21 protein-coding genes are annotated in these 22,256 nt (G+C 69.2%); 20 read left to right on the plus strand and 1 reads right to left on the minus strand.

Annotated features, from left to right (window positions below; all coding sequences use genetic code 11):
• Nucleotides 1-10: 10 nt before the first annotated feature.
• The 9 genes from nuoH to VKZ50_05590 are packed head-to-tail and all read left to right on the plus strand — an operon-like array spanning nucleotide 11 to nucleotide 8,975.
• A complete protein-coding gene (gene nuoH / locus VKZ50_05550) occupies nucleotides 11-1,000 on the plus strand; it encodes an NADH-quinone oxidoreductase subunit NuoH (GenBank protein HLJ59179.1) in 990 nt (329 codons plus the stop codon).
• 1 nt (nucleotide 1,001) lies between these two features.
• Nucleotides 1,002-1,487 (plus strand): NADH-quinone oxidoreductase subunit NuoI, encoded by a 486-nt coding sequence (gene nuoI, locus VKZ50_05555; GenBank protein HLJ59180.1) that lies wholly within the window; start codon nucleotides 1,002-1,004, stop codon nucleotides 1,485-1,487.
• A 48-nt stretch (nucleotides 1,488-1,535) separates the two neighbouring features.
• Entirely contained in the window at nucleotides 1,536-2,138 is a 603-nt protein-coding gene (locus VKZ50_05560; GenBank protein ID HLJ59181.1) for an NADH-quinone oxidoreductase subunit J, read from the plus strand.
• A 2-nt stretch (nucleotides 2,139-2,140) separates the two neighbouring features.
• The gene (gene nuoK, locus VKZ50_05565) at nucleotides 2,141-2,440 is read left to right on the plus strand and encodes an NADH-quinone oxidoreductase subunit NuoK (protein HLJ59182.1); all 300 of its coding nucleotides are present in this window, start codon (nucleotides 2,141-2,143) and stop codon (nucleotides 2,438-2,440) included.
• Between the two features lie 3 nt (nucleotides 2,441-2,443).
• Nucleotides 2,444-4,342 carry an NADH-quinone oxidoreductase subunit L gene (gene nuoL, locus VKZ50_05570; protein ID HLJ59183.1) on the plus strand — a complete coding sequence of 633 codons (1,899 nt, stop codon included), beginning with the start codon at nucleotides 2,444-2,446 and terminating at the stop codon, nucleotides 4,340-4,342.
• Nucleotides 4,339-5,940, plus strand: a complete 1,602-nt coding sequence (locus VKZ50_05575) for an NADH-quinone oxidoreductase subunit M (GenBank protein HLJ59184.1) — start codon at nucleotides 4,339-4,341, stop codon at nucleotides 5,938-5,940. The genes nuoL and VKZ50_05575 overlap by 4 nt, the downstream gene beginning before the upstream one ends.
• A 2-nt stretch (nucleotides 5,941-5,942) precedes the next feature.
• The gene (locus VKZ50_05580; protein ID HLJ59185.1) at nucleotides 5,943-7,376 is read left to right on the plus strand and encodes an NADH-quinone oxidoreductase subunit N; all 1,434 of its coding nucleotides are present in this window, start codon (nucleotides 5,943-5,945) and stop codon (nucleotides 7,374-7,376) included.
• 10 nt (nucleotides 7,377-7,386) lie between these two features.
• A complete protein-coding gene (locus VKZ50_05585; protein HLJ59186.1) occupies nucleotides 7,387-8,694 on the plus strand; it encodes an FAD-dependent monooxygenase in 1,308 nt (435 codons plus the stop codon).
• Complete coding sequence (locus tag VKZ50_05590; protein HLJ59187.1) at nucleotides 8,691-8,975, plus strand: 4Fe-4S dicluster domain-containing protein; 285 nt, start codon at nucleotides 8,691-8,693, stop codon at nucleotides 8,973-8,975. The genes VKZ50_05585 and VKZ50_05590 overlap by 4 nt, the downstream gene beginning before the upstream one ends.
• Nucleotides 8,976-9,063: 88 nt before the next feature.
• Here the strand turns inward: VKZ50_05590 and VKZ50_05595 are convergent, their stop codons facing one another.
• Nucleotides 9,064-9,609, minus strand: a complete 546-nt coding sequence (locus VKZ50_05595) for a hypothetical protein (GenBank protein ID HLJ59188.1) — start codon at nucleotides 9,607-9,609, stop codon at nucleotides 9,064-9,066.
• Nucleotides 9,610-9,772: 163 nt separating this feature from the next.
• Between VKZ50_05595 and VKZ50_05600 the strand changes: the two genes are divergently transcribed.
• The 11 genes from VKZ50_05600 to VKZ50_05650 all read left to right on the plus strand — a co-directional run bounded on the left by VKZ50_05600 (nucleotide 9,773) and on the right by VKZ50_05650 (nucleotide 22,027).
• Nucleotides 9,773-10,534 (plus strand): SDR family oxidoreductase, encoded by a 762-nt coding sequence (locus VKZ50_05600; protein HLJ59189.1) that lies wholly within the window; start codon nucleotides 9,773-9,775, stop codon nucleotides 10,532-10,534.
• 135 nt (nucleotides 10,535-10,669) lie between these two features.
• The gene (locus tag VKZ50_05605; protein HLJ59190.1) at nucleotides 10,670-11,527 is read left to right on the plus strand and encodes an IclR family transcriptional regulator; all 858 of its coding nucleotides are present in this window, start codon (nucleotides 10,670-10,672) and stop codon (nucleotides 11,525-11,527) included.
• Complete coding sequence (locus VKZ50_05610; protein HLJ59191.1) at nucleotides 11,527-12,402, plus strand: dihydrodipicolinate synthase family protein; 876 nt, start codon at nucleotides 11,527-11,529, stop codon at nucleotides 12,400-12,402. Before VKZ50_05605 ends, VKZ50_05610 begins: the two co-directional genes overlap by 1 nt.
• Nucleotides 12,403-12,415: 13 nt before the next feature.
• On the plus strand, nucleotides 12,416-13,576 hold the full coding sequence (gene dgoD, locus VKZ50_05615; GenBank protein ID HLJ59192.1) for a galactonate dehydratase: 1,161 nt from the start codon (nucleotides 12,416-12,418) through the stop codon (nucleotides 13,574-13,576).
• A gap of 105 nt (nucleotides 13,577-13,681) precedes the next feature.
• Nucleotides 13,682-14,413, plus strand: coding sequence for an ectoine/hydroxyectoine ABC transporter permease subunit EhuD (ehuD, locus tag VKZ50_05620; protein ID HLJ59193.1), 732 nt, complete (start codon nucleotides 13,682-13,684; stop codon nucleotides 14,411-14,413).
• Nucleotides 14,413-15,222 carry an amino acid ABC transporter ATP-binding protein gene (locus tag VKZ50_05625; GenBank protein ID HLJ59194.1) on the plus strand — a complete coding sequence of 270 codons (810 nt, stop codon included), beginning with the start codon at nucleotides 14,413-14,415 and terminating at the stop codon, nucleotides 15,220-15,222. The genes ehuD and VKZ50_05625 overlap by 1 nt, the downstream gene beginning before the upstream one ends.
• 171 nt (nucleotides 15,223-15,393) lie before the next feature.
• A complete protein-coding gene (locus tag VKZ50_05630; GenBank protein ID HLJ59195.1) occupies nucleotides 15,394-16,266 on the plus strand; it encodes a transporter substrate-binding domain-containing protein in 873 nt (290 codons plus the stop codon).
• Between the two features lie 86 nt (nucleotides 16,267-16,352).
• Nucleotides 16,353-17,474 carry a mandelate racemase/muconate lactonizing enzyme family protein gene (locus VKZ50_05635; GenBank protein ID HLJ59196.1) on the plus strand — a complete coding sequence of 374 codons (1,122 nt, stop codon included), beginning with the start codon at nucleotides 16,353-16,355 and terminating at the stop codon, nucleotides 17,472-17,474.
• A 79-nt stretch (nucleotides 17,475-17,553) separates the two neighbouring features.
• Nucleotides 17,554-18,900, plus strand: a complete 1,347-nt coding sequence (locus VKZ50_05640; GenBank protein ID HLJ59197.1) for an aspartate aminotransferase family protein — start codon at nucleotides 17,554-17,556, stop codon at nucleotides 18,898-18,900.
• Nucleotides 18,897-20,324 carry a neutral/alkaline non-lysosomal ceramidase N-terminal domain-containing protein gene (locus VKZ50_05645; GenBank protein ID HLJ59198.1) on the plus strand — a complete coding sequence of 476 codons (1,428 nt, stop codon included), beginning with the start codon at nucleotides 18,897-18,899 and terminating at the stop codon, nucleotides 20,322-20,324. The genes VKZ50_05640 and VKZ50_05645 overlap by 4 nt, the downstream gene beginning before the upstream one ends.
• Before the next feature lie 74 nt (nucleotides 20,325-20,398).
• Entirely contained in the window at nucleotides 20,399-22,027 is a 1,629-nt protein-coding gene (locus VKZ50_05650) for an ABC transporter substrate-binding protein (protein HLJ59199.1), read from the plus strand.
• The last annotated feature ends 229 nt before the right edge of the window (nucleotides 22,028-22,256 follow it).

Here is a 22,256-nt window from a genome sequence, read left to right on the forward strand (position 1 = left end):
GAGCGGCCGGATGGCGCTGACGCTGCTGATCGACGCGGTCCGGAGCCTCGTCTTCCTCGTGGGCGTGCTGACCGCGTTCGCGTACGTCACACTGCTGGAGCGCCGGCTGCTCGCGAAGTTCCAACTGCGCGTCGGCCCGAACCGCGTGGGCCCGCTCGGGCTGTTCCAACCGCTCGCGGACGGCATCAAGCTGATCTTCAAGGAGAACTTCATCCCGGCCGGGGCCGACCCGCTGGTCTATCAGATCGCGCCGCTCATCTCCGCCGTCGCGGCCCTGTTCGTGTATGCCGTCATCCCCGTCGCACCGCCGATCCACCTGTTCGGCCAGGAGATCGCGCTGTACGTCGCCGACGTGAATGTCGCGATCCTGCTCGTGCTCGGGGCGAGCAGCGTCGGCGTCTACGGGATCATCCTCGGCGGGTGGGCCTCCGACAACAAGTACGCGATTCTCGGCGGGCTGCGCAGCAGCGCGCAGGTGATTTCGTACGAACTGACGCTGGGCCTGGGCGTGCTCGGGGTCGTGCTCGTCGCGAACTCGCTCAGCCTCACGGACATCGTGCGCGCGCAATCCCACCTCTGGTTCATCGTCCAGCAGCCGCTCGCGTTCATCCTGTTCATGATCGCCGCATTCGCGGAGACCAACCGCGCCCCGTTCGACCTGCCGGAGTCGGAGCAGGAGCTGATCGCGGGGTTTCACACGGAGTACGGCGGGTTCAAGTTCGCGATGTTCTACCTGGCCGAGTACATCGGCATCATTACGATGAGCGCGCTCGTCACCACGTTGTTCCTCGGCGGCTGGCAGGGACCGTGGTTGCCGCCGATCCTGTGGTTTCTGATCAAGGTGTTCGTGATCGTCTGCTTCTTCATTCTGGTGCGCGCCACGCTGCCGCGGCTGCGCTATGATCAGCTGATGGGGCTGGGGTGGAAGGTGCTGATCCCGCTCGGCATCCTGAACCTCGCTCTGACGGCCGGGCTGATCGTCTGGCGGGGAGGGAGGTAGCATGGCGGAGACCGTGCGCCAGCGTCTCGGGCAGGCCTGGAAGATGGTGTCGGGCCTGGCCATCATCGGCCGATACTTCTTCCGTCCCGCGGTGACGATCCGGTACCCGGAGCAGAAGACGACGGTCCAGCCGCGGTTCAAGGGGCGCCACTATCTGACGCTGTTCGCGGACGGGATGGAACGGTGCGTCGGGTGCGAGTTGTGCGTGATCGTGTGCCCGAGCCAGTCGATCTACGTCAAAGCGGCGGAGAACGACCCACTCGCGCCCCACTCGAAGGGCGATCGATACGCGGAGGACTTCCAGATCAACATGCTCCGCTGCATCTTCTGCGGGATGTGCGAGGAGGCGTGCCCGACGGGGGCGATCGTGCTGGGGCACGAGTACGAGTTGAGCGGGTACACCCGCGAGTCGCTGATCTACACGAAGGATCGTCTGCAGGAATCGTACCCCGGCGAATCCGGCCGGGATCCGCACCGCGAGGTCTAACCCCCTCGCCGGCGTCTCGCGACGACGGCGAAGGGGTCGGTCCGGACGGTGCAGGCACGACGCGTCACCATGGGGGGCGTGCTGGTGGAGGCGGTGCTGTTCACGATCACGGCGGTGCTCGGCGTCGCCGGCGGGGTCGGCGTCATCGCGGCACGCCAGCCTGTGCACAGCGCGTTGGCGCTGCTCCTGGTGCTGATGAGCCTGGCGGTCGACTACCTGCTGCTCGACGCCCAGTTCATTGCCGTTCTGCAGGTGATCATCTACGCTGGGGCGATCGTGGTGCTGTTCGTCTTCATCATCATGCTGCTGCGCACCGCCGGAGAGGCCCCGCGTCCGCGCGCCGCGCCGTCGATGGGGTTCGCGGCCGTGCTGGGGACGGTGATGGCGTCGGCGCTCGTGGCCGCCGCGACGATGGCGCGGGGTCCCGTCGCGCCCGTCGACGCCGCGTACGGGACCGTGCAGCAGGTCGGTCGCGCGCTGTTTCACGCCTACGCGCTCCCGTTCGAGGCGGCGTCGATCGTCCTCGTGGCCGGCATGATCGGGGCCGTGGCGCTCGGGAAGCGCGCACACGTGGTCACGGCCGCGAGCGGGGGTGCCGCCGAGCCGACGGCGGCCCGCGTCGCGGGGACGGCCGGGGGAACCCGACGGTGACGGTGCCCGCGCCGTTCTACCTCGCCCTGAGCGCGGTGCTGTTCACCCTCGGCACCGTCGGGGTGCTCGCGCGCCGGTCGGCGTTGATCGTGTTCATGTCGGTCGAGCTGATGCTGAACGCCGTCAACCTGACGCTGGTGACGTTCGCGCGACTGCGCGGCGGGGTGGACGGTCAGGTCGTCGTGTTCTTCGTACTCGTCGTCGCCGCGGCCGAGGTGGTGATCGGCCTCGCGATCATCGTAAACATTTTTCACACCAGGGAGACGGTGGACGTTGACGACGTCGATTTGCTGCGGGGCTAGGGCATGACCTACGCCGTCTGGATCCCGCTGCTTCCCCTGCTGGGCTGGGTCGTGAACGGCCTGTGGGGACAGCGGTGGGGCCGCCGGCCGGTCGCCGCCGTGGCGTGCGGGACGGTCGTCGCGGCGTTCGCCGTCGGGTTGGCGCTCCTTCGCGCGCTGTCGGCGCTCCCGCCCGACGCGCGGCACGTCGAGGTGGATCTCTACCGGTGGTTCGCGGCGGGCCCGGTCGCCGTCCCGATGCGGCTACTCGTCGACCCGCTGTCGGTCGTCATGGTGCTCGTGGTCACCGGCGTGGGCGCGCTGATCCACATCTACTCCGTCGGGTACATGGGGGACGACGACGGGTTCGCGCGGTACTTCGCCTATCTGAACCTGTTCATGGCGTCGATGCTCACGCTTGTTCTCGCCGACAACCTGGTGGTGATGTTCATCGGGTGGGAGGGCGTGGGGCTCTGCAGCTACCTGTTGATCGCGTTCTGGTTCACGCGGCCGGCCGCCGCCGCCGCCGGCGTGAAGGCGTTTCTCGTCACCCGCCTCGGCGACGTGGGCTTCTTGCTCGGCATCTTCCTCGCGTTCGGCATCTTCGGCACCGTCGAGTTCGGCGCGATGACGCGCGACGCCGCGACGCGCCTGCCGCTCGGGGGCGCCGCCGCGGTCGCGTTGTGTCTGCTGCTGTTCCTCGGGGCGACCGGGAAGTCGGCGCAGCTCCCGCTGTACATCTGGCTCCCCGACGCGATGGAGGGTCCGACGCCGGTCAGCGCGTTGATCCACGCCGCGACGATGGTCACCGCGGGCGTGTTCATGATCGTCCGGATGCACGCGGTGTACCTCCGGGCGCCGCTCGCGATGGACGTTGTGGCGATCGTCGGGGCCGTCACGGCGATCTTCGCCGCGGCCTCGGCCCTCGTGGAGCCCGATCTGAAGCGCGTCCTCGCCTATTCGACGATCAGCCAGCTCGGGTACATGTTTCTCGCGGTCGGTGTCGGTGCGTGGGGCGCCGGGATCTTCCACCTGACGTCGCACGCGTTCTTCAAGGCGCTGCTGTTCCTCGCCGCCGGCAGCGTGATGCACGCGCTCGGCGGAACGACCGACATGCGGCAGATGGGCGGCCTGGCGAAGCCCCTGCCGCAGACCGCCGCGATGTTCGGGATCGGGGCCCTGGCGCTTGCCGGAATCCCGCCGCTGACAGGGTTCTTCAGCAAAGACCAGATTCTCTCCGCGGCGTTCCGTCACGGCGACATCGTGCTCTGGGCGGTCGGGCTCGCGGCGGCTGGGCTCACGGCCGTGTACATCGTGCGCGCGTTCGTCCTGACGTTCCTCGGCGCGCCGGCCCCGAGCGCCGCCGGCGACGCGGCTAGCGCGCACGCGCCCCACGAGGCACCCCCGGTCATGAGCGTGCCGATCCAATCGCTCGCGCTGCTCACGGTGCTCGGCGGCGCACTCGGCCTGTCGTTCACCCGCCCCGGCGTGCTCGAGCGCTTCCTCGCGCCCGTCTTCGTGGCGTCGGCGCCGAACCCCGCCGAGGCGGGCGGCGGGGGAAGCGAAGTGCTGCTGGTGTCCGCGAGCATCGCGGTGGCGCTCGCCGGCGTCGGGCTGGCGTGGGCGATCTACCGCATGCGGACGCTGCGGGGTGAGTCCCCGGCGGTTCACGCTGTCCTCGCGCACCAGTTCTACGTCGAGGACCTCTACAACGCGGTGGTCGCGGCGCCCGCTCGGGGGCTCGCCCGCGCGTTCGAGCTGTTCGATCGGGAGGGCGTCGACGGGCTCGTCATGGTGATCGCCCGCGGGGTCGGCGGCGGCGGCGCATGGCTCCGCCGGGTGCAGACCGGCTATCTTCGTCAATACGCCGCGCTCGTGCTGATCGGGGTCATCCTCTTCCTCGCTTACTGGGTGTCGCGATGACGTGGGGGCCGCTGTCGGTGCTCGTCGTGCTCCCGCTGCTCGGGGCGGTCGCGGTGGCCGCCATCGATGCGCGCGCGGAGCGGGGTCTACGGGCCGTCGGCTTCACCGTGATGCTGCTGGTGTTTCTCCTCGCCGCGGCGATCTGGCTGCGGTTCGTGCCGGGGACGCCGGCGCTGCAGTTCGAGGAGCGGGCCGCGTGGGTGCCGGTCGCGGGCATGACCTATCACCTCGGGGTGGACGGTCTCTCGGTGAGCCTCGTGGCCCTCGTCGCGTTCCTGTTCCCGATCGCGCTCGCCGCATCCGGCCAACAGGTGCGGGACCGTGTGAAGCCGTTCGTGGTGACCCTGCTCCTGCTCGAAGCCGGTCTGCTCGGGACGTTTCTCGCCCAGGACCTGGTGTTGTTCTACGTGTTCTGGGAGGCGATGCTCATCCCAATGTACTTCTTGATCGCGTTGTGGGGGGGACCCGGGCGCGGGCCGGCGGCGATCAAGTTCTTCCTGTACACGATGGCGGGCAGTGTGCTGATGCTGCTGGCGATCATCACGGTGTACCTGCAGTCGGGGCATCTGCCGGGCGGACCCACGTTCGATCTCCCGTCGCTGCTCGCGCACCCGCTCGGGTTCGCCGGGAGCACGGAGACGCTTCTGTTCCTGGCGTTCGCGGTGGCGTTCGCGATCAAGATGCCGGTGTGGCCGTTGCACACATGGCTCCCCAGCGCCTACGCCGAGGCGCCGCCGGTGGTGACCGTGCTGCTGGCGGGGCTGATGGCGAAGGCCGGGGCCTACGGGCTGCTGCGGTTCTGTCTGCCGCTGTTTCCGGAGGCGTCGCGCGCGTTCGGGCCGCTCCTGTCGGGCCTCGCGGTCGTGGGAATCTTGTACGGCGGCGCGATCGCGTGGGCGCAGCGGGATATGCGCCGCCTGCTTGCGTACGGGAGCATGAGCCACATGGGGTTCATCCTGCTCGGGATCTTCGCGCTCGACGCGACGGCGGTGCAGGGGAGCCTGATCCAGATGATCAACCACGGGGTCAGCACCGGCGCGCTGTTCATCGTAGCGGGGTTACTGCTCGACCGGACGGGACGGGCTCGGACGGACGAGTACGGCGGGATCGCGGCGCTCGTTCCGGCGTTGAGCGCGGTTACCCTGATCGTGGTGCTCTCGTCGCTTGCGCTGCCCGCGACGAACGGGTTCATCGGCGAATTCCTGATCCTGCTCGGGACGTTCCAGGCGCGACCCGCGGCGGCCGTGGTCGCGTCGCTCGGCGTCGTGGTCGCGGTGGCGTACCTGCTCGGGTTCGTCGGTCGCGTGTTTCACGGGCCGGTGCGCGAGGAACTGCGCGGCATGCCCGACCTGCGGCTGCGGGAGTACGCCCTGTTCGTGCCGCTCGTCCTCGTGATCTTCTGGACGGGACTGTATCCGCAGCCGCTGCTCGACCGGAGTGCAGCGACCGTAAACGCCGTGCTCGGCCGCATCTCGGTCGCCGCGCCCCGCCGAGACACCGCTGCCGTGACACCGCCCGCGTCGCCCCGAGGCGGCGCCGCGTATCGTCCGGTTCCCCAGGGACAGAGCGCGCGCGGCGCGGCGGGGACGGGGCGCTAGGCATGTCCTGGACCGATCTCGCGGCCATCGCACCGGAACTGACGCTGACCGTGACGGCGTTCGTCGTGCTGCTCTACGACGCCGTGGTGACCGGACCGGCGCTCGAGGCGCCGCGGGGCCGCGGACCCGTGTGGGTGTCGCTGCTCGGCGTGTGCGTCGCGCTCGTGCTGAACGCGTCCCGGCCGGCGGCCTCGGTCGCGTTTGGCGGGATGTACATCCGCGATCCGCTCACCCAGGTGGTGACGCTGGCCGCCCTGATCGCTACGGGGCTCGCGGTGCTGCTCTCATCGGTCTATATGGAACGGTTCCGGCTCCCGGCCGGCGAGTATTACGCGCTGCTGTTGTTCAGCGCGGTGGGCGCGATCCTGATGGGCGCCAGCCGGAATCTCGTGGTGCTGTTCCTCGGCCTTGAGATCCTGAGCTTTCCACTGTATACGCTGTCGGCATTCGCAACGCGGAGCCGCCGCTCCCAGGAGGCGGGACTGAAGTACCTGCTCCTCGGCGCATTCGCTACCGCCTTCTTCGTGTACGGGATCGCGCTGGTGTACGGCGCGACCGGGACGCTCGATCTGCTGCGGCTGGCGCAGGCGCCGTTCACGCCGCTGCTCGGCGTGGGGATCGCGTTGCTTACGATCGGGCTCGGGTTCGAGGCGGCCCTCGTGCCGTTCCACGCGTGGGCGCCCGACGTCTACGAGGGTGCGCCGATGCCGGCCACGGCGTTCATGTCGGTTGTGGCCAAGATCGGTGCGTTCGCAGGATTCCTGCGCGTCTTCCCGCTGGCGCTGCCCTCCCTCGCGAACGAGTGGGGCGCGGTCCTTGTGGCCGTAGCCATCGCGACGATGATCTGGGGCAACGTCGCCGCGCTGCTGCAGACGAACCTGAAGCGCCTGCTCGCCTACTCCGGCATCGCGCACGCGGGGTACCTCCTGATCGGGATCGCGTCGCCGGGACCGGCGGGGACGATGGGGGTGCTCTACTACCTGGTCGTGTACACCGTCATGAACCTGGGGGCGTTTGGCGTGCTCATGCTGCTGGAACGCCGGGGTGAGGAGGCGGACGAGATCGAGGATCTCGCCGGTCTGTGGACGCGCGCGCCGTGGGCCGCCGGCATCCTCGCGCTGTGCATGGTGTCGCTTGCGGGGCTGCCGCCCACCGGCGGTTTCATCGCGAAGCTCTACCTCTTCCGCGCCGCACTCGAAGGTCACCACACGGCGTTGGCGATCATCGCGGTGTTAACGAGCGTGGTGTCCGTGTACTACTACCTCCGCGTCGTGGTGGCCGCGTTCAGCGGGTCGGTCCCCGACGCGGTCGCGGTGCGGCGGAGCGGGGTGGTCGGCGTCGCCCTCGCGCTCGCGGCCGTGGGCGTGCTCTGGCTTGGGATCCTCCCGTCCACGCTCACGACGTTCGTGCAGCAGGCCGTGCAGGCCCTGCGGTAGGGCCGGACGCGTGGGCTCGAACGAGCAGTTCGACGCGATCGTGGTCGGGGCGGGGCCCGGCGGCGTCTCGGCCGCCCTGACGATGGCCCGGGCCGGGCTCAGCGTGGTGCTGTTCGAGCGCGCCGAGCGGCCCGGTCAGAAGAACGTGATGGGCGGCGTCATGTACGGGCGTATGCTCGCCGACGTGGCGCCGGAGACGTGGCAGCACGCCCCCGTCGAACGGGTCGTCGCCGACGAGCGGATCTGGCTGACGACCCCGGACGCCTCGGTCACGCTGGGGCACAAGCACGTGCCGCACGCGGCGCCGTCGGATCCCCCGAACGCGTTCACGGTGCTCCGCGTGCCGTTCGACGCGTGGTTCGCATCGCAGGCGGAGGCCGCCGGCGCGCTGATCGTCCCGGGCACGACCGTCGAGGACGTCATCCTTGAGCAGGGGCGCGTCGTCGGCGTGCGGACGGGCCGCCAGGACGGCGATCTGCGTGCGTCGCTCGTGGTGATCGCCGATGGCGCGAACTCGTTTCTCGTGCAGAAGGCAGGGCTGTCGCGGCCGCTGGAGCCGCACGAGATGGCGCTCGTGGTCAAGGAGATCGTCGCACTGCCGCCCGAGACGATCGAGGATCGGTTCAATCTCGAGCCCGGCTGCGGGGCGACGATCGAAGTGTACGGCTCGGTGACGCGCGGTATGGCCGGGTACGGGTTCATTTACACCAACAAGGAGTCGCTGTCCGTCGGGATCGGGGCGCTGATCTCGCATTTCATGAAGACGCGCATCACGCCGTGGGACCTGCTGGAGGGGTTCAAGACACACCCGATGGTCGCGCCACTCCTGCGCGGGGGCGAGGTGCGGGAGTACCTCGCGCACGCGATTCCGGAGGGCGGGGTGCGAGCGATGCCGCGCCTCTACGGCGACGGCGTCCTCGTCGTCGGCGACGCCGCGATGATGGTCAACAACCTGCACCGGGAGGGCAGCAACCTCGCCATGGCGGCGGGGCGGATGGCGGGAGAGACCGCGATCCAGGCCAAGCGGGCGGGCGACTGGTCGGCGCGGACACTCGCGACCTACCGCGAGCTGCTGGAGGCGTCGTTCGTACTCCAAGACCTCCGCAAGTATGAGCGTCTGCCCGAACTGGTGGAACATCGCCCGGAGCTGCTGGAGACCTACCCGGCGATGCTGAGCGAGGCGGTCCACGAAATGCTCACGGTGGATGGCCAGTCCAAGCGCGACAAGCAGCGCAAGATCCTCCGGCGCCTGCTCACGCGCCGCCCTTGGTGGCGGATGCTGAAGGACGCGGCCGAGGGATGGAGGGCGATGCGATGAAGATCGAGGAGAAGCTGTACACGCTCCGGTGGAAGCACGACAAACAGACCCACATCAAAATCACCCGTGCGGACGTGTGCCTGGAACGCTGCGACGGCGAGTGGCACCGCCCGTGCACGACGTTCTGTCCTGCCAACGTGTACGCGTGGGACGGCCAGAAGATCGCCGTGTCCTACGAGAACTGCGTCGAGTGCACGACGTGCGTCCTCGGGTGTCCGTACCGGAACATCGACTGGAAGCCTCCCCGCGGCGGGTTCGGAATCGAGTGGCAGAACGGGTAACCGCGGGACGCGCGGGACGTCCGAGGCACGGTGGAGGCCGTGACGCGGCGCCTCATGGACGTGTGGGCTCACCTCGCGGCGTCGTTGGTCAGTTGCCGCGTGCCCCGAAATAGTCTGCCAGCTCGTCAGAGAACCGGTAGGGCGTGGGAGGCACGGGCATGCCGTGCTCGATCAGCGCCCGGGCGCACCCGAGCCAATCGCCGCCGTCGACCGGTTCGCTCCTGGATGCGTAGCTCAGCGTCCCCATCACGTGGTCCTGATGGCCGTGCTCCTCGCGCCAATTCGCCCCGTGCTCCAGCAGGAAGGCCGTCAGCTCGGCGTCGTCGCGAAGCACCGCGTGGTTGAGTGCGCTGGCGCTCCAATCGCCGCCCCGCACGTCGATCGGCCAACCGAACTCCACCATCGTTCTTACGGCTTCGCTGCGCCCCTGTTGGGCGAGATCCGGCAACCGGCGAAGCGCGTCGGCGGAGAGGGTGTCCAGAAGCCGGGGGTGGCCCGCCAACACGCCCGCGGCGGTCGTGCGGTCGGCGCGGGCGCACGCCCCCAGGAACGGATCCTCGGGCGAGAGGCGCTCTTCGATTCCGCGGGCCCGAAGCGTGTCCGCCACGTCCACCAGCGTCCGGGGCCAAGTCACGAGGGCTCCCGCCGCGCGTCGGGCGCCGGAGATAGGAGTAGGGCGTCCGGACGCGGAATCGGAGTGCACCACCGTGCTTGTCTCGCGTCCTGCGCCGGTCGAACCCCAGGCATCGCACGGCGCAGGCCGTCCGACCAGGCGGGGTGTCGATGGAGGGAACCGCATGCCGGACGCGCACGAGGTGCCACCGAGGCTCGAGGGCAAGGTCGCGCTGGTGACAGGCGCGAGCAGCGGGGTGGGCCTCGCGACCGCCCGTCTGTTCGTCCGCGAAGGAGCCACGGTGCACGGCATCGCGCGACGCAAGCGGGAGATGCTGGCCGGCTATGACGCCGCGCTCCTCGCCGGTGGACGGATCGTGGCCCATGCCGTGGACGTATCCCGCCCGGCCGACGTCGCAGCGGCGGTCGGGACCGCGACCGCGGTTCACCCGCTGGATCTGGTGGTGCTCGCGGCGGGCCTCAACATCCCCGCGCGCGCGCTCGACGCGCTCACGCCCGAGGCGTGGGACCGGTTGATCGGCGTCAATCTGAACGGCGCTTTCTACGTGCTGCACGCGGCGCTGCCCCGGCTCGCCTCCGGGGCGACCGTGATCTTCATCGCGAGCGTCTCCGCGCGGTGGCCCGACCCGTCCGGGGCCGCCTACCAGGCGGCGAAGGCCGGCATGGTCGCGCTGGCGCAGGCGGTCGGATACGAACGGGGACGCGACGGAATTCGATTTTCCACGATCCTTCCTGGTCTCATCGATACGCCGATGCTCGAGCATCGGCCGGTGCCGGTCCCGCGTGACGTCCTGGAGCGGGCCCTCCGGCCAGAGGATGTCGCGTCGGCCTGCCTCTACCTCGCGACCTTGCCCCCGCACGTGCTGGTCCCGGAACTGATCATGCTGCCCATTGCGTTGCAGGCGATCGGCCGAACGAACAACTGATTGCGGGCACCGCCGGGACCTGCCGCCGCCCGAGTGCGGCTGCGGCCGGATTCGGCGAGAGGATTTTCGGGCCGGGCGCACGAACGATCATCTTCCAATCGTGGAAAACTATTTCGTGATTCGGATCCGCAGCTGATGGCACGGCCGAGACGCCTCCCGGCCGCCAGCTATCAGGTGCGCGCCCTCCATCGCGGCCTTGCCATCCTGAAGTTGTTCAACCCGTCGCATCCGAAGATGGCACTCGCCGAGATCAGCTCCCGCCTCGAGATCCCGAAGCCCACCGCGCTGCGGTTGCTGGAGTGCCTGCGCGACGAGGGGTTTCTCGCCTGGGACGCCGAGACCGGGGCGTACTCGCTTGGACTCCGGGCGTTCCAGGTCGGCAGCGTATACCTAGCGACGCTCCCGCTCGAGCAGGCGGCGCTGCCGTTCCTCCGCCGGCTGTCCGAAGAAACCAACCTGACCACTAACCTCGGCGTGCTGGATCGGTCCGAGGTCGTGCACCTGGCGATCGTCGAGCCGGAACGACCGCTCCGCTACCACACGCGCGTCGGCACCCGCGACTACCTGCACTGCACGGGACTCGGCAAGATCCTGCTCGCACAGTTTGACGACGCGGCCCTCGACGGTCTCGTCCGGACCGTCGGACTGCCGGCGCGCACGTCGGCGACAATCACCGACCGCGCCGCGCTGGACGTGGACCTGGCCGGGATTCGCCGTCTGGGTTACGCCGAGGACCGAGAAGAGACGATCGCCGGGTTGCGGTGCCTGGCGGTCCCGGTGCGCGCCGCCAATCACGAGGTCGTCGCCGCGTTGAGCATCTCCGGGCCGGCTGCGGACTTCGACGACGCAGGGCGTCCCGCGCTGCTGCGGGCGCTCGTCGCGGCCGCGCGAGGGATCTCAGAGCATCTTGGGTGGTCCCCGGCGGCGGACGGCGAGCCGAGCGGCGTGCAACGCGGCGGCGCGCACGCGACCGCGCGAATCGAGGTGAGGTGATGGATCTTCGCGGCTTGCTCCCTCCGGTGATCACCCCGTTCCGGAACGGAGCGGTGGACGGGGACAGCATCGCCCGGCTCGTCGAGTCGTGCGCGCCGTACCTGGATGGCCTCGTGGTCGCGGGCAGCACCGGGGAAGGCCCGAGCATGACGCTGGCGGAGCGCGTGCAGACGGTGCGGTTCTTCAGCCAGGCGATGCGCGGCCGGCTCCGCCTCATCGTCGGAGTCGCCGAGACGAACCTCGAGAACATCCGGGAGATCGTGCGCGCCGGAGACGCCGAGGGCGCCGTGGCGTATCTGGTACCGCTCCCGTTCTACTTCAAGCACACCTCCGAGACGATCACGGCGTTCTACCGGGAGGTGTCGGGCTTCACCGACCGCGAGATCATCGTCTACGACAACCCCTACACCACGAAGACCGTTCTCACGGTCGCTGACTACGCGCGCCTCCGCGAGGTGCGCAACAACATCCGCCACGTCAAGGTGACCGACACGACCGTGGCCAAGATCGACGCCGCGAAGGCCGCCGGCGGCATGATCCTCCTGGCCGGGGACGATGGGGTCATGCAGCATCAGGTGCTCCGCGGGTGCGAGGGCGCGGTCACGGCCGTCCTGCAGGTGTTTCCCCAGGAGTCCCGGGCCTGGTTCGACCGGACGCGCGAGGGAGACCTTGCAGCCTCGACGCGGCTGTTCGCATCGCTGCTCCCGTTCATCAACGAGCTCGCGATCGGCGCCGACGAGTACCCCGCCGTCGTCAAGTGGGCGCTCCGGCACCGCGGCGTGATCGCGTCCGACGAGATGCGTCTCCCGATCTCGCCGCTGACGGACTTCCGGCGGCGCGTGCTGGAGCGCGTCATGGCGGTGATGGCCGGGTGAACGGGGGCGCGGCATGAAGATCACGGCGGTACGGCCGCTGATCGTGGGCGCCCGGATGCGGAACTGGATCTTCGTCAAGGTCGAGACCGATGCGGGCGTCGTCGGGTGGGGCGAGTGCACCACCGAGTGGAAGACCCGCGCCGTCGCAGGGTGCGTGGAGGACCTCGTCCCGTTCGTCGTGGGGGAGGATCCGCTCCGGGTCGAGCACCTGTGGCAGGTGATGAGCCGGCAGCCGTTCTTCCGCGGCGGGATCGTGGCGATGAGCGCGATCAGCGGGATCGACCAAGCGCTGTGGGACATCGCCGGCAAGGTCAGGAACGTGCCGGTGTACCAGTTGCTCGGGGGCGCCGTGCGGAACCGGGTCCGCCTCTACGATCACCTCGGCGGCGGCGATCCCGACGCCGTGTACGAGTCGTTCACCCCGGAACGCGTCGCCGACCATGCGCGGGCGTCCGTGGCCAAAGGGTTCACCGCGGTCAAGGCGGTGTTCGTCCCCAGAACCGGGGCGCTCGAGGGGCCCGGCCCGGTGCGGCTCGTGGACCGGCTCATGGCGGCGCTCCGAGACGCCGTCGGCGACGAGGTCGACCTCATGCTGGACTTTCACGGGCGCACGACCCCGGCGATGGGCATCCAGTACGGGCGCGCGGTCGCTCCGTACTCGCCGCTGTTCATCGAAGAGCCGTGTCTGCCGGAGAACGTCGAGGCGATGGCGGAGGTCGCGCGGCAGCAGCCGTGTCCGGTCGCGACCGGGGAGCGCCTCGTGACCCGGTACCAGTTCCGTCCGCTCCTCGAACAGCGTGCGTGCGCGGTCGCGCAGGCGGACGTGGGGCACTGCGGGGGGCTCTCCGAACTCAAGAAGATCGCCGCGATGGCCGAGACCTACTACGTCTCGATGGCGCCGCACAACCCGGCCGGGCCGATCGCCCAGGCCGCGGCGCTGCACTTTGCCCTCTCGACGCCCAACTTCTTGATCCAGGAGCAGATGCACGCCGACGCGCCGTGGCGGGACGACGTGGTGGACGAACCTCTGCCGCGGGAGGCGGGCTACGCGCTGCCGCCGACCCGGCCCGGGCTTGGCGTCAACGTCAACGAGCGTGAGGCCGCGAGGCACCCGATGGCGCAGGAGCTGCTGATGCGGTACGTCTACGACGACGGCTCGGTCGCCGATTGGTAGGCCGCGGGAGTTGCGGGCCCGTGCGCGAGCGTGGGGCGGTCGTCGCGGGGTCGGGAAGTCTCATGAGCGCCACGCCGACGCGGGCGGGCGAGACGGGAGGGCCGCATGAGCGGAATCTTCGCGCTGTTTGACTTCCGCGGCGCGATCGAGTACCTGCCGGATTTGTTGCGGGGAGCGTTGATCAGCGTCGAGCTGACCCTCAGCGTGATGGCCCTCAGCCTGGTGTTCGGGCTGATCGTGGCGCTTGCGCGGATGACGCGCGTCCGGCCGGTGCGGGTGGTGGCGACGGTCTACGTGGAGGTGATCCGCGGCACCCCCGCGCTGCTCCAACTGTTCTACATCTACTTCGTGCTGCCGGCGTTCGGGGTCCGGCTCCCGCCGTTTGAGGCCGGGATGATCGGGTTGACGATCAACTACGCCGCGTATCTGTCGGAGGTGTACCGCGCCGGCATCCAGGCGGTCGCGAAGGGCCAGTTGGAGGCGGCACAGGCCCTCGGGATGTCGCGCACCCTCACAATGCGGCTCGTGATTCTCCCGCAGGCGATCCGCATCGTGGTGCCGCCGCTCGGCAACTACTTCATCTCGTTGTTCAAGGACACGGCGCTGGCCTCGATCATCACCGTGAAGGAGCTGCTGTTCACCGGGCAGATCATCGCGGCCACGAACTTTCAGTACTTCACGATCTTCACGATCATCGGCGCGATCTACCTCGCGCTGTCCTACCCGGGGTCGCTTGCGGTGCAGTATCTGGAACGCCGGATGAAGATCGGCTACCGGACGCGGCGGATCGGCCCGCTGGGCGATTCCACGCGGGGCGCGCCGCAGGGGGCCGTGTGATGATCCGGCTGGAGCGCGTCAACAAGTCGTTCGGCCACCTGCACGTCCTGCACGACGTCACGCTGGAGGTCCAGAAGGGCGAGGTCGTCTGCATCATCGGGCCGTCCGGCGCGGGCAAGTCAACCTTGTTGCGGTGCATCAACCATCTCGAGGGGATCGACAACGGGACGATCTACATCGACGACACGCCGGTGTACCGGTTCACCCACGAGGGCAAGATGGTCGTCGACCCCGACCACCGGGTCGAGGCGCTGCGGTCGCAGGTCGGCATGGTCTTCCAGTCCTTCAACTTGTTCCCGCACCTGACGGCGCTGGAGAACATCATGATCGCGCCCGTGCACGTGCGACGGGAGCCGCGCGAAGAAGTCCGGCAGCGGGCGCTCGCGCTCCTGACGAAGGTCGGGCTGTCGGACAAAGTTCACGCGTACCCTCACGAGCTCAGCGGCGGCCAACAGCAGCGGGTTGCGATCGCGCGGGCGCTGGCGATGCAGCCCAAGGCCATGCTGTTCGATGAGGTGACCTCGGCCCTGGATCCCGAGCTGATCGGCGAAGTGCTGCGCGTCATGCGCCAACTGGCGGCCGAGGGCATGACGATGGTGATCGTGACCCACGAGATGGGGTTTGCACGGGACGTCGCCGACCGTGTCATCTTCATGGCCGACGGCATCGTGGTCGAGGAGGGCTCCCCCCAGCAGATGTTCTCCGCCCCGAGGAACGACCGGACGAAGCAGTTTCTCCAGTCGATTCTCGAGCGGAACGCGGAGCTCGGGGACGCGACGACGGTGCCGTCCGGGCCGCTGGCGACGTGAACCCTGGTGCGCTGACGAGAGCGGCGAGCGACGATCGGGCGACCGCGCGGGCGAAAGGGGGGTGACGCGCCGCTGACGGGGTCGGGCAGCGTGTCGAAGACGGCCGGTGGAGGCCGCTGGACGTGGCGCCGTTCAGCGGGCGGGCCAGACGACGAGAGGGGGGACGGACGCATGGGCAAGCTGCGGGGGATCGTGTGTCTTGTGGTGGCGGGGCTCTTTCTCGTTGGCACGTCGCTTCCGGTGCTCGCGGTCGGGAACATCCTGGGGATCAACTCGTTCACGGGCGGCGACGGCTCCTTCAAGCGCGTGCTGCGCGAAGGGATCACGATCGGCATCGCCAACGACTACCCGTTTACGTACCAGGACGAGAAGACGAAACAGTTCGACGGCTTGGACGTCCGGATCTTCAAGTTGATCACGCAGACGCTTGGGATCCAGAAGGTGTCGTGGCAGATCGTCCAGTTCGACGCGATGATCCCCGGGCTCGTCGCGAAGCGGTGGGACGTCGCCGCGGACAACATCCACGAAAACGCGAAGCGGCTCGCCGTGATCGACTTCACGAGCCCCGCGTATTGGTACGGCTCCGCGCTCGCGGTCCACAAGGGGAACCCGAAGAACATTCACACCGCGGCCGACCTCGCCGGCAAGGTCGTCGGGGTCGTGCGCGGCAGCTTCAACCACACCTTCCTCGAGAAGCGCACGGACATCAAGGAGCTCAAGCTGTACACGACCAACGAGGCCGAGTTCGCGGATCTGATCGCCGGGCGCATCGACGTGACGATGGAAGACGACATCAAGGTCGGTCTGTTCATCAAGAATCACCCCGGCGTGCCGATCGAGTTTGCGACCGGCTACTCCCCCTCGCTCGAGGAGTACGGGTACGCCCGCTACGGCATCCGCAAGGACGACGTGGACCTCAACTTCGCGATCTCGCGCGCGATCGACGAACTGCGCGCCCGGCGCGACGGCATCCCGAAGGTGCTCGAAGAGGGCGGCCTCAGCCTCCGGAACATGTGGTACTGGCCGGTGACCGGCTCCAAGTGAGGCCGCAGGCGGGGACGGCGCCGCCGTCCCCGCCCGCGAGCCCGACCGAAGGGGAGAGGACTCGAGGCGCGGGTGCGGGAGGCAGCATGAAGATCACGAAGGTCGAGGCGATACCGCTCCGGATCCCGGAGCTGGACTGGACGCGCGCGGACGGCATCCAGGATGACGTGATCGTGCGTGTCCACACCGATGCGGGGATCACCGGGGTCGGGGAGGCAGATGCGTCGCCCCACGTCGTCAAGGCGCTGGTGGATGCGCCCGAGTCGTGGATGCGATCGCGCGGAGTGGCCGGGATGCTCGTCGGCGAGGACCCGCTTCACACCGAACGGCTGTGGGACAAGATGTACGAGGGCACGCTCTGGATGGGGCGTGGCGGCGTCGCGGTCGAGGCGATCGCCGCGGTCGACCTGGCGCTGTGGGACATCAAGGGCAAGGTGCTCGGCCTGCCGGTGCACACGCTCCTCGGCGGGGCGCGCCGCGACACGATCCCCGTCTACGCGAGCATGCTGTTCGAGAAGGATCTCGGCCTCATGCGCGACACCGCGCAGCGGTACGTCGCGCAGGGCTACCGGGCGGTGAAATTCGGGTGGGGGCCGATCGGCCCCGACTTCGCGACCGACGTGATGCTGGTGCGCGAGGCCCGTGCGGCGATCGGTGACGCCGCGCTCCTCGTCGACGCGGGCGCGCCGTGGACGCTGCGGGAGGCGATCCGGCGTCTCGACGCGTTTCAAGAATACTCGCCGTTTTGGTTGGAGGAGGCGCTGGCCAGCGATGATGTGTCGGGGTGGGCGCGTCTCACCGCGGCGTCCCGGGGTACCCGGATCGCGACCGGGGAGCAGGAGACGCTCGCGGGCGCGTTCCGAGCCCTGCTCGAGATCGGCCACGTCGATGTGATCCAGCCCGACCTGGCCCGCGCCGGCGGATTCACCCAGGGACGCCGGATCGCCGATCTCGCCGCGGCGCACCACGCGCTGCTGGTGCCGCACGCGTGGAAGTCGGGGATCCTGGTCGCCGCGTCGATGCACTTCGCCGCGACGTTGCCAGACGTGCCGTTCGTCGAGTACACGGTCGCCGAGTCTCCGCTGCGCCGGGATCTTGTGCGGAGCGACGTCGAGGTGACGAACGGGATCGCGCGGATCCCCCAGCGGCCCGGGCTCGGGGTCGAACTGAACGAAGAGATCGTGGAGCGCTACCGCGTCGACCGGTAGGACGGCACACCGGCCGCGGCCCGGGACCGACCCGGCCGCCGGGGAGGCGGCGGGCTCCGCGGGACGAGGGAGGCTGACCGTGGAAATTCGGGAAACCGTTCCCCATCTGTTCTTGGATTTCATGCAGATGCGGGAGTTCGCGAAAGACCCGCTGGTGTTCGTCGGCGGCGAGGGCGTTCGGCTGACCGACACCGCCGGTCGCACCTACATCGACGGGTTGTCGGGCGTGTTCGTGATGAGCCTGGGGCACGGCAACCTGCCGGTGATCGAGGCGATGACGGCGCAGGCGCAGCAGTTGGCGTTCGCGCCACCGCTCCACAGCACGAGCCTGCCGGCGCTCAAACTCACCGAGTTGTTGCTTCGGATCGCGCCCGATGGCGTGGGCGCGGTCAAGCTGCTCAGCGGAGGGTCCGAGGCCACCGAGGCCGCGATGAAGCTCGCGCGGCAGTTTCACCAGCAGACCGGGCACCCGCGGAAGTACAAGATCATCGGGCGCTACGGCGGCTATCACGGCGCCACGATGGGGGCCCTGTCCGCCGGGGGCGGGCGGGATCGGAAGTCTCCATACGAGCCGCTCGGGGTGGGCTTCCTCCACGTCCACCCGCCGTACTGCTATCGGTGTCCGTTCGATCAAACCTACCCCGGGTGCGGACGCACCTGCGTGTCGTTGATCGAGCGGACGATCGAGGCCGAGGATCCGGAGACGGTCGCGGCGGTGATCGTGGAACCGATCTCGCTCTCGTCCGCGGGGTTCATCGTGCCGCCGCCCGACTACCTGCCGCGGCTGCGCGACGCGTGCACCCGTCACAACGTCGTGTTGATCTACGACGAGATCATCACGGGGTTCGGGCGGCTCGGCACGATGTTCGCGTCCCAGTACTACGAGGCGGCACCGGACATCACGTGTTGCGGCAAGGGGATGAGCGGCGGGTACGCGCCGCTTTCGGCGATTCTGATCCGCGACCGCGTGGCGGACGCGTTCTACGGCGAGGCAGGCGAACGGCGGGAGTTTCACCACGGGCACACCTTCGGCGGGAACCCCGTGGCGTGCGCGGCGGGGGTAGCGGCGGTCACGCAGCTGATCGACCGGGACGTCGTCGGGAATGCCAAACGCCAGGGGGACCACCTCCGGCGGCGCCTCCTCGGCCTCGCGGAGCGCCACCCCATGATCGGCGACGTACGCGGCGCAGGCCTGCTGCAGGGGGTGGAGTTCGTGGCCGACCGGAAGACCGCCGCGAGGTTCCCCGGGGGCACCCGCCCGGCGAAGCTCGTCGAACGCGCCTGCCGCGAGCGCGGTCTGCTCCTCCGCTGCGGCGACGAGTTCGCCGTGCTCGCGCCTCCGCTCGTGGTGACGGCGGCCGACATCGATCAAATGTGTGACATTCTCGGCGACAGCATCGCCGTGGCCCAGGAGGCGCTTCGATGACGAAGGGACAGTTCCGTGCCGGCGTCGGTCGCGCGACCATCACGCCGCCGCTCACGGTGCCCCACGCGGGGTGGGGCGCGCAGACCCATGTGTACGCCGAGGGGATCGAGACCGATCTGTGGGCGACCGTGCTGCTCCTGGACGACGGGACCGAGCGTGCGGCGATCGTCGATCTGGACCTGGTGGTCATCAATCAGCAAGAAACGGAGGCGATCGCCGCCGCGGTTGCCGGGGTGGTCGGGATCCGCCCGGCGCAAGTCCGGGTGTCGGTGACCCACAATCACACCGGGCCGCCGCCGAGCCGCTGGGACTGGTTGGACGGCACCGACGCGCTGCGACGCTACTACGAGTCGCTTCCCGAGTTCTCCGCCGGGGCGGCCCGCATCGCGCTCGCGGGTCTGCGCCCGGCGCGCGTCGGCGTGGGGACCGGGGAGAGCCGCGTCGCGGTCAACCGCCGCGAGACCGCGCCGGACGGACGCACCGTCGCCGGGGTCAACCTCGCCGGGGTGATCGATCCCCAGGTGTTCGTCCTGCGGATCGACACCACCGAACGGGAGCCGCTCGCCGTCCTCGTCGGTTACACGATGCACCCCACGACGGCGGGGCCGACGTTCCGGCGCATCACCGCCGACTGGCCAGGCCACATGAAGCGCACGGTGGAACGGCTCACCGGGGCCACGTGCCTATTCGCGCAGGGTGCGACCGGCAACATCGGCCCGGGGGTCGACAGCTACACCGACGACGCCAGCGCGATCCGCCGGTTGGGTACGCTCGTGGGGTACGAGGCTGCCCGCGTGCACCTGGACATGCGGGTGCCGGCCGTGCAGCCTGTTCACGAGCGCGTCTGGGAGTCCGGGGCGCCGCTCGGCAAGTGGACGACCCGCCCGATCGCCGTCCCCGAGCCGATCGTGCGGAGCCGCGTGGCGACGCTCCGGCTGCCGCTCCGGCCGCAGCCCCCCGTCCCCGAGGCCGCGGCGCACCTGGTCGCGGTCCAGCGCAAACTGCGGGAGCTCGTGGACCGAGGCGCGCCGGCCGCGGAGATCGAAGCCGCGACGTTCGTCACCAAGCGCGCCAACATGACCGTGACGCGCGCGCGCACGTACGGCGGTCGGAGCGAGGACGCTGTGGAGCTGCACCTGCTCAGGATCGGCCCCGCCGTGCTCGCCGCGATCTCGTGCGAGCCGTTCGCCGAGATCGCGCTGGCGATCAAAGCGCGGTCGCCGTTTCCGCACACGTGGTTCGGCGGGTACGTCGGTGGGTGGGGAGGATACATCCCGATCGCCGACGAGTACCCGCGCGGAGGGTACGAGGTGGAGACCTCGCCGTTCACCCCCGAGGCAGCGGCCCGCGTGGTCGACGGCACGCTCGCCGCGCTTCAGGAGTTCCACAAGGCGACCGAGGGTTCGGAAGCGACGAAGCGGTAGTCAAATCCGTGGACGGCGCCGCGTCGGGGACGACGATGCGGCGCGCCGCCACAGGGAGCGAGGGGGACGCCACGATGGATGAGCACAGGCACGTGATCGATTCGATCCTCGAGTCGCGGGGCCGAGGCCGACGCCTGACCCGCAGGGAGTTGATGCGCGCGGGTCTGGCCGTGGGCAGCGGCGTGGCCGCGGCCCGGATGCTGCAAGGTTGGCCGGTCGCTGCGGCCGCCGCTCCGGCGCCAAAGCGCGGCGGCACCGTGACGTGGGGGATGACGTCGGACCCGGTGGCGCTCGTGCCGTTCGGGGGCATCAGCGGGTCCGCGTTCGAAATCACGTCGCTCGTCTACGAGTCGCTGCTTGCGTGGGACCGTTCGCTGAAGGTCATCCCGGCGCTGGCGGCGTCCTGGCAGATTCCAGACGACAAGACGTACGTCTTCAAGCTGCGTCCCGGCGTGAAGTTCCACAGCGGCAAGACACTCGACGCCGACGACGTTAAGTACTCGCTCGACCTGCAGAAGACGCCGCCGCCGCCCGGGGTGATCCAGAGCTTCTATCCGAAGATCGCGAACGTCGAGGTGGTGGATCCAATGACGGTGCGGCTGCACATGGCCGAGCCGGACGCGACGGTCCTCGGCTATCTCGCGTGGGGCCGGTATTCCTGGATCATCCCGAAGGGGCTGTACGATCGGGCGGATCTACGCACCCACGCCGACGGCACCGGGCCGTTCAAGCTGGTCGAGTACATCCCGAACGACCACACGACGCTCACGCGCCACACCGGGTACTGGAACCCGCAGCTGCCGTGGCTCGACGGCATCACGATGAAGGTGCTGCAGGACGAACAGGCGCGCGTGGCGGCGATCCGGTCGGGGGCGATCGACGGCTCCACCGTCACGACCGATTCGGCGAGACTGCTTGCCAAGGACCCGTCGCTGACGGTGCTCAAGGGACTGACCGCGGTCTTCAGAGAAGTCGAGCTCACGATCCACGGCGACGGGAAACCCTGGAACAACCTGAAGGTCCGCCAGGCCATCAACGCGGCCATCAACCGGCAGGAGATCATCGACAAGGTGTACGGGGGCGACGCGCTGTTCTCGAGCAAGATCCCGCCGGGGTACGGCGACTGGCCGATTCCGGACAGCGCGCTCAAGTCGACCTACGAGAAGTTCGACCTGACCAAGGCGAAGCAGTTGATGGCGGACGCCGGCATGCCGAACGGCTTCTCGGTAACGCTCCAGTCGATCGCGCATCCGGAGGACTACACGCAGGTCGCCGAGGTCCTCAAGGAGCAGCTGCGCCAGATCAACATCAACGTGACGGTACAGCCGCTCGAGATCGGCACGTTCGCGACGAACAACGGCGCCGGCTCGTTCGAGTGGCAGTCCACCGGACGGGGCATGCGCGGGGACCCGAGCGGCTTTATCGCCGACTTCGATCCGCAGAGCGCCCTCTACAAGGCGTGGTACGCGGGCGGCTACAAGAACCAGGAACTGACGACCCTGTACTATCAGGCGCTGCACGAACCGCACCCGGTGAAGCGGCTGCCGCTGTACCGCCGCATGCAGGAGATCGTGTTGACGGAAGCGCCCGTGCTGCCGATCGTGAACCCGATGTACTATCACGTGGTGCGCAAGCGCCTGAACGGTATGTACGTGGCGTACGATGCCACCGAGCGGGGACTGATCGGGGCGTGGATCGCGTAACGGCCGGGCGCGGCGCTCCGCCCGGGCGCATGGCGGCTCGGGCGGAGTGCCCGGGTCCGCCTCGGCGTCGACGCCGCCTGCGCGGACGCGTCTAGCAGGATGCTGAAAAAGCAGGCATCCGACAAGATGTGATGAATTGATGCTGCGACACTTCGCTGCTCATACACACCACCTGTCGGAGGAGCCTCGCATGCGCGGTGACGACTCGCACGAAGGCGCGATGTTCAGC

This window comes from bacterium (assembly GCA_035295165.1).
Lineage (GTDB): Bacteria > Sysuimicrobiota > Sysuimicrobiia > Sysuimicrobiales > Segetimicrobiaceae > JAJPIA01.

Bases quoted from the DNA above. Each gene is read 5' to 3' on its own strand.
- VKZ50_05645 (HLJ59198.1), top strand. From the start codon at position 18,897: ATGACGAAGGGACAGTTCCGTGCCGGCGTCGGTCGCGCGACCATCACG.
- dgoD (HLJ59192.1), top strand. From the start codon at position 12,416: ATGAAGATCACGGCGGTACGGCCGCTGATCGTGGGCGCCCGGATGCGG.
- nuoL (HLJ59183.1), top strand. From the start codon at position 2,444: ATGACCTACGCCGTCTGGATCCCGCTGCTTCCCCTGCTGGGCTGGGTC.
- VKZ50_05610 (HLJ59191.1), top strand. From the start codon at position 11,527: ATGGATCTTCGCGGCTTGCTCCCTCCGGTGATCACCCCGTTCCGGAAC.
- nuoI (HLJ59180.1), top strand. From the start codon at position 1,002: ATGGCGGAGACCGTGCGCCAGCGTCTCGGGCAGGCCTGGAAGATGGTG.
- VKZ50_05605 (HLJ59190.1), top strand. From the start codon at position 10,670: ATGGCACGGCCGAGACGCCTCCCGGCCGCCAGCTATCAGGTGCGCGCC.
- ehuD (HLJ59193.1), top strand. From the start codon at position 13,682: ATGAGCGGAATCTTCGCGCTGTTTGACTTCCGCGGCGCGATCGAGTAC.
- VKZ50_05625 (HLJ59194.1), top strand. From the start codon at position 14,413: ATGATCCGGCTGGAGCGCGTCAACAAGTCGTTCGGCCACCTGCACGTC.
- VKZ50_05575 (HLJ59184.1), top strand. From the start codon at position 4,339: ATGACGTGGGGGCCGCTGTCGGTGCTCGTCGTGCTCCCGCTGCTCGGG.
- VKZ50_05580 (HLJ59185.1), top strand. From the start codon at position 5,943: ATGTCCTGGACCGATCTCGCGGCCATCGCACCGGAACTGACGCTGACC.
- VKZ50_05600 (HLJ59189.1), top strand. From the start codon at position 9,773: ATGCCGGACGCGCACGAGGTGCCACCGAGGCTCGAGGGCAAGGTCGCG.
- VKZ50_05590 (HLJ59187.1), top strand. From the start codon at position 8,691: ATGAAGATCGAGGAGAAGCTGTACACGCTCCGGTGGAAGCACGACAAA.
- VKZ50_05650 (HLJ59199.1), top strand. From the start codon at position 20,399: ATGGATGAGCACAGGCACGTGATCGATTCGATCCTCGAGTCGCGGGGC.
- VKZ50_05630 (HLJ59195.1), top strand. From the start codon at position 15,394: ATGGGCAAGCTGCGGGGGATCGTGTGTCTTGTGGTGGCGGGGCTCTTT.
- nuoH (HLJ59179.1), top strand. From the start codon at position 11: ATGGCGCTGACGCTGCTGATCGACGCGGTCCGGAGCCTCGTCTTCCTC.
- VKZ50_05635 (HLJ59196.1), top strand. From the start codon at position 16,353: ATGAAGATCACGAAGGTCGAGGCGATACCGCTCCGGATCCCGGAGCTG.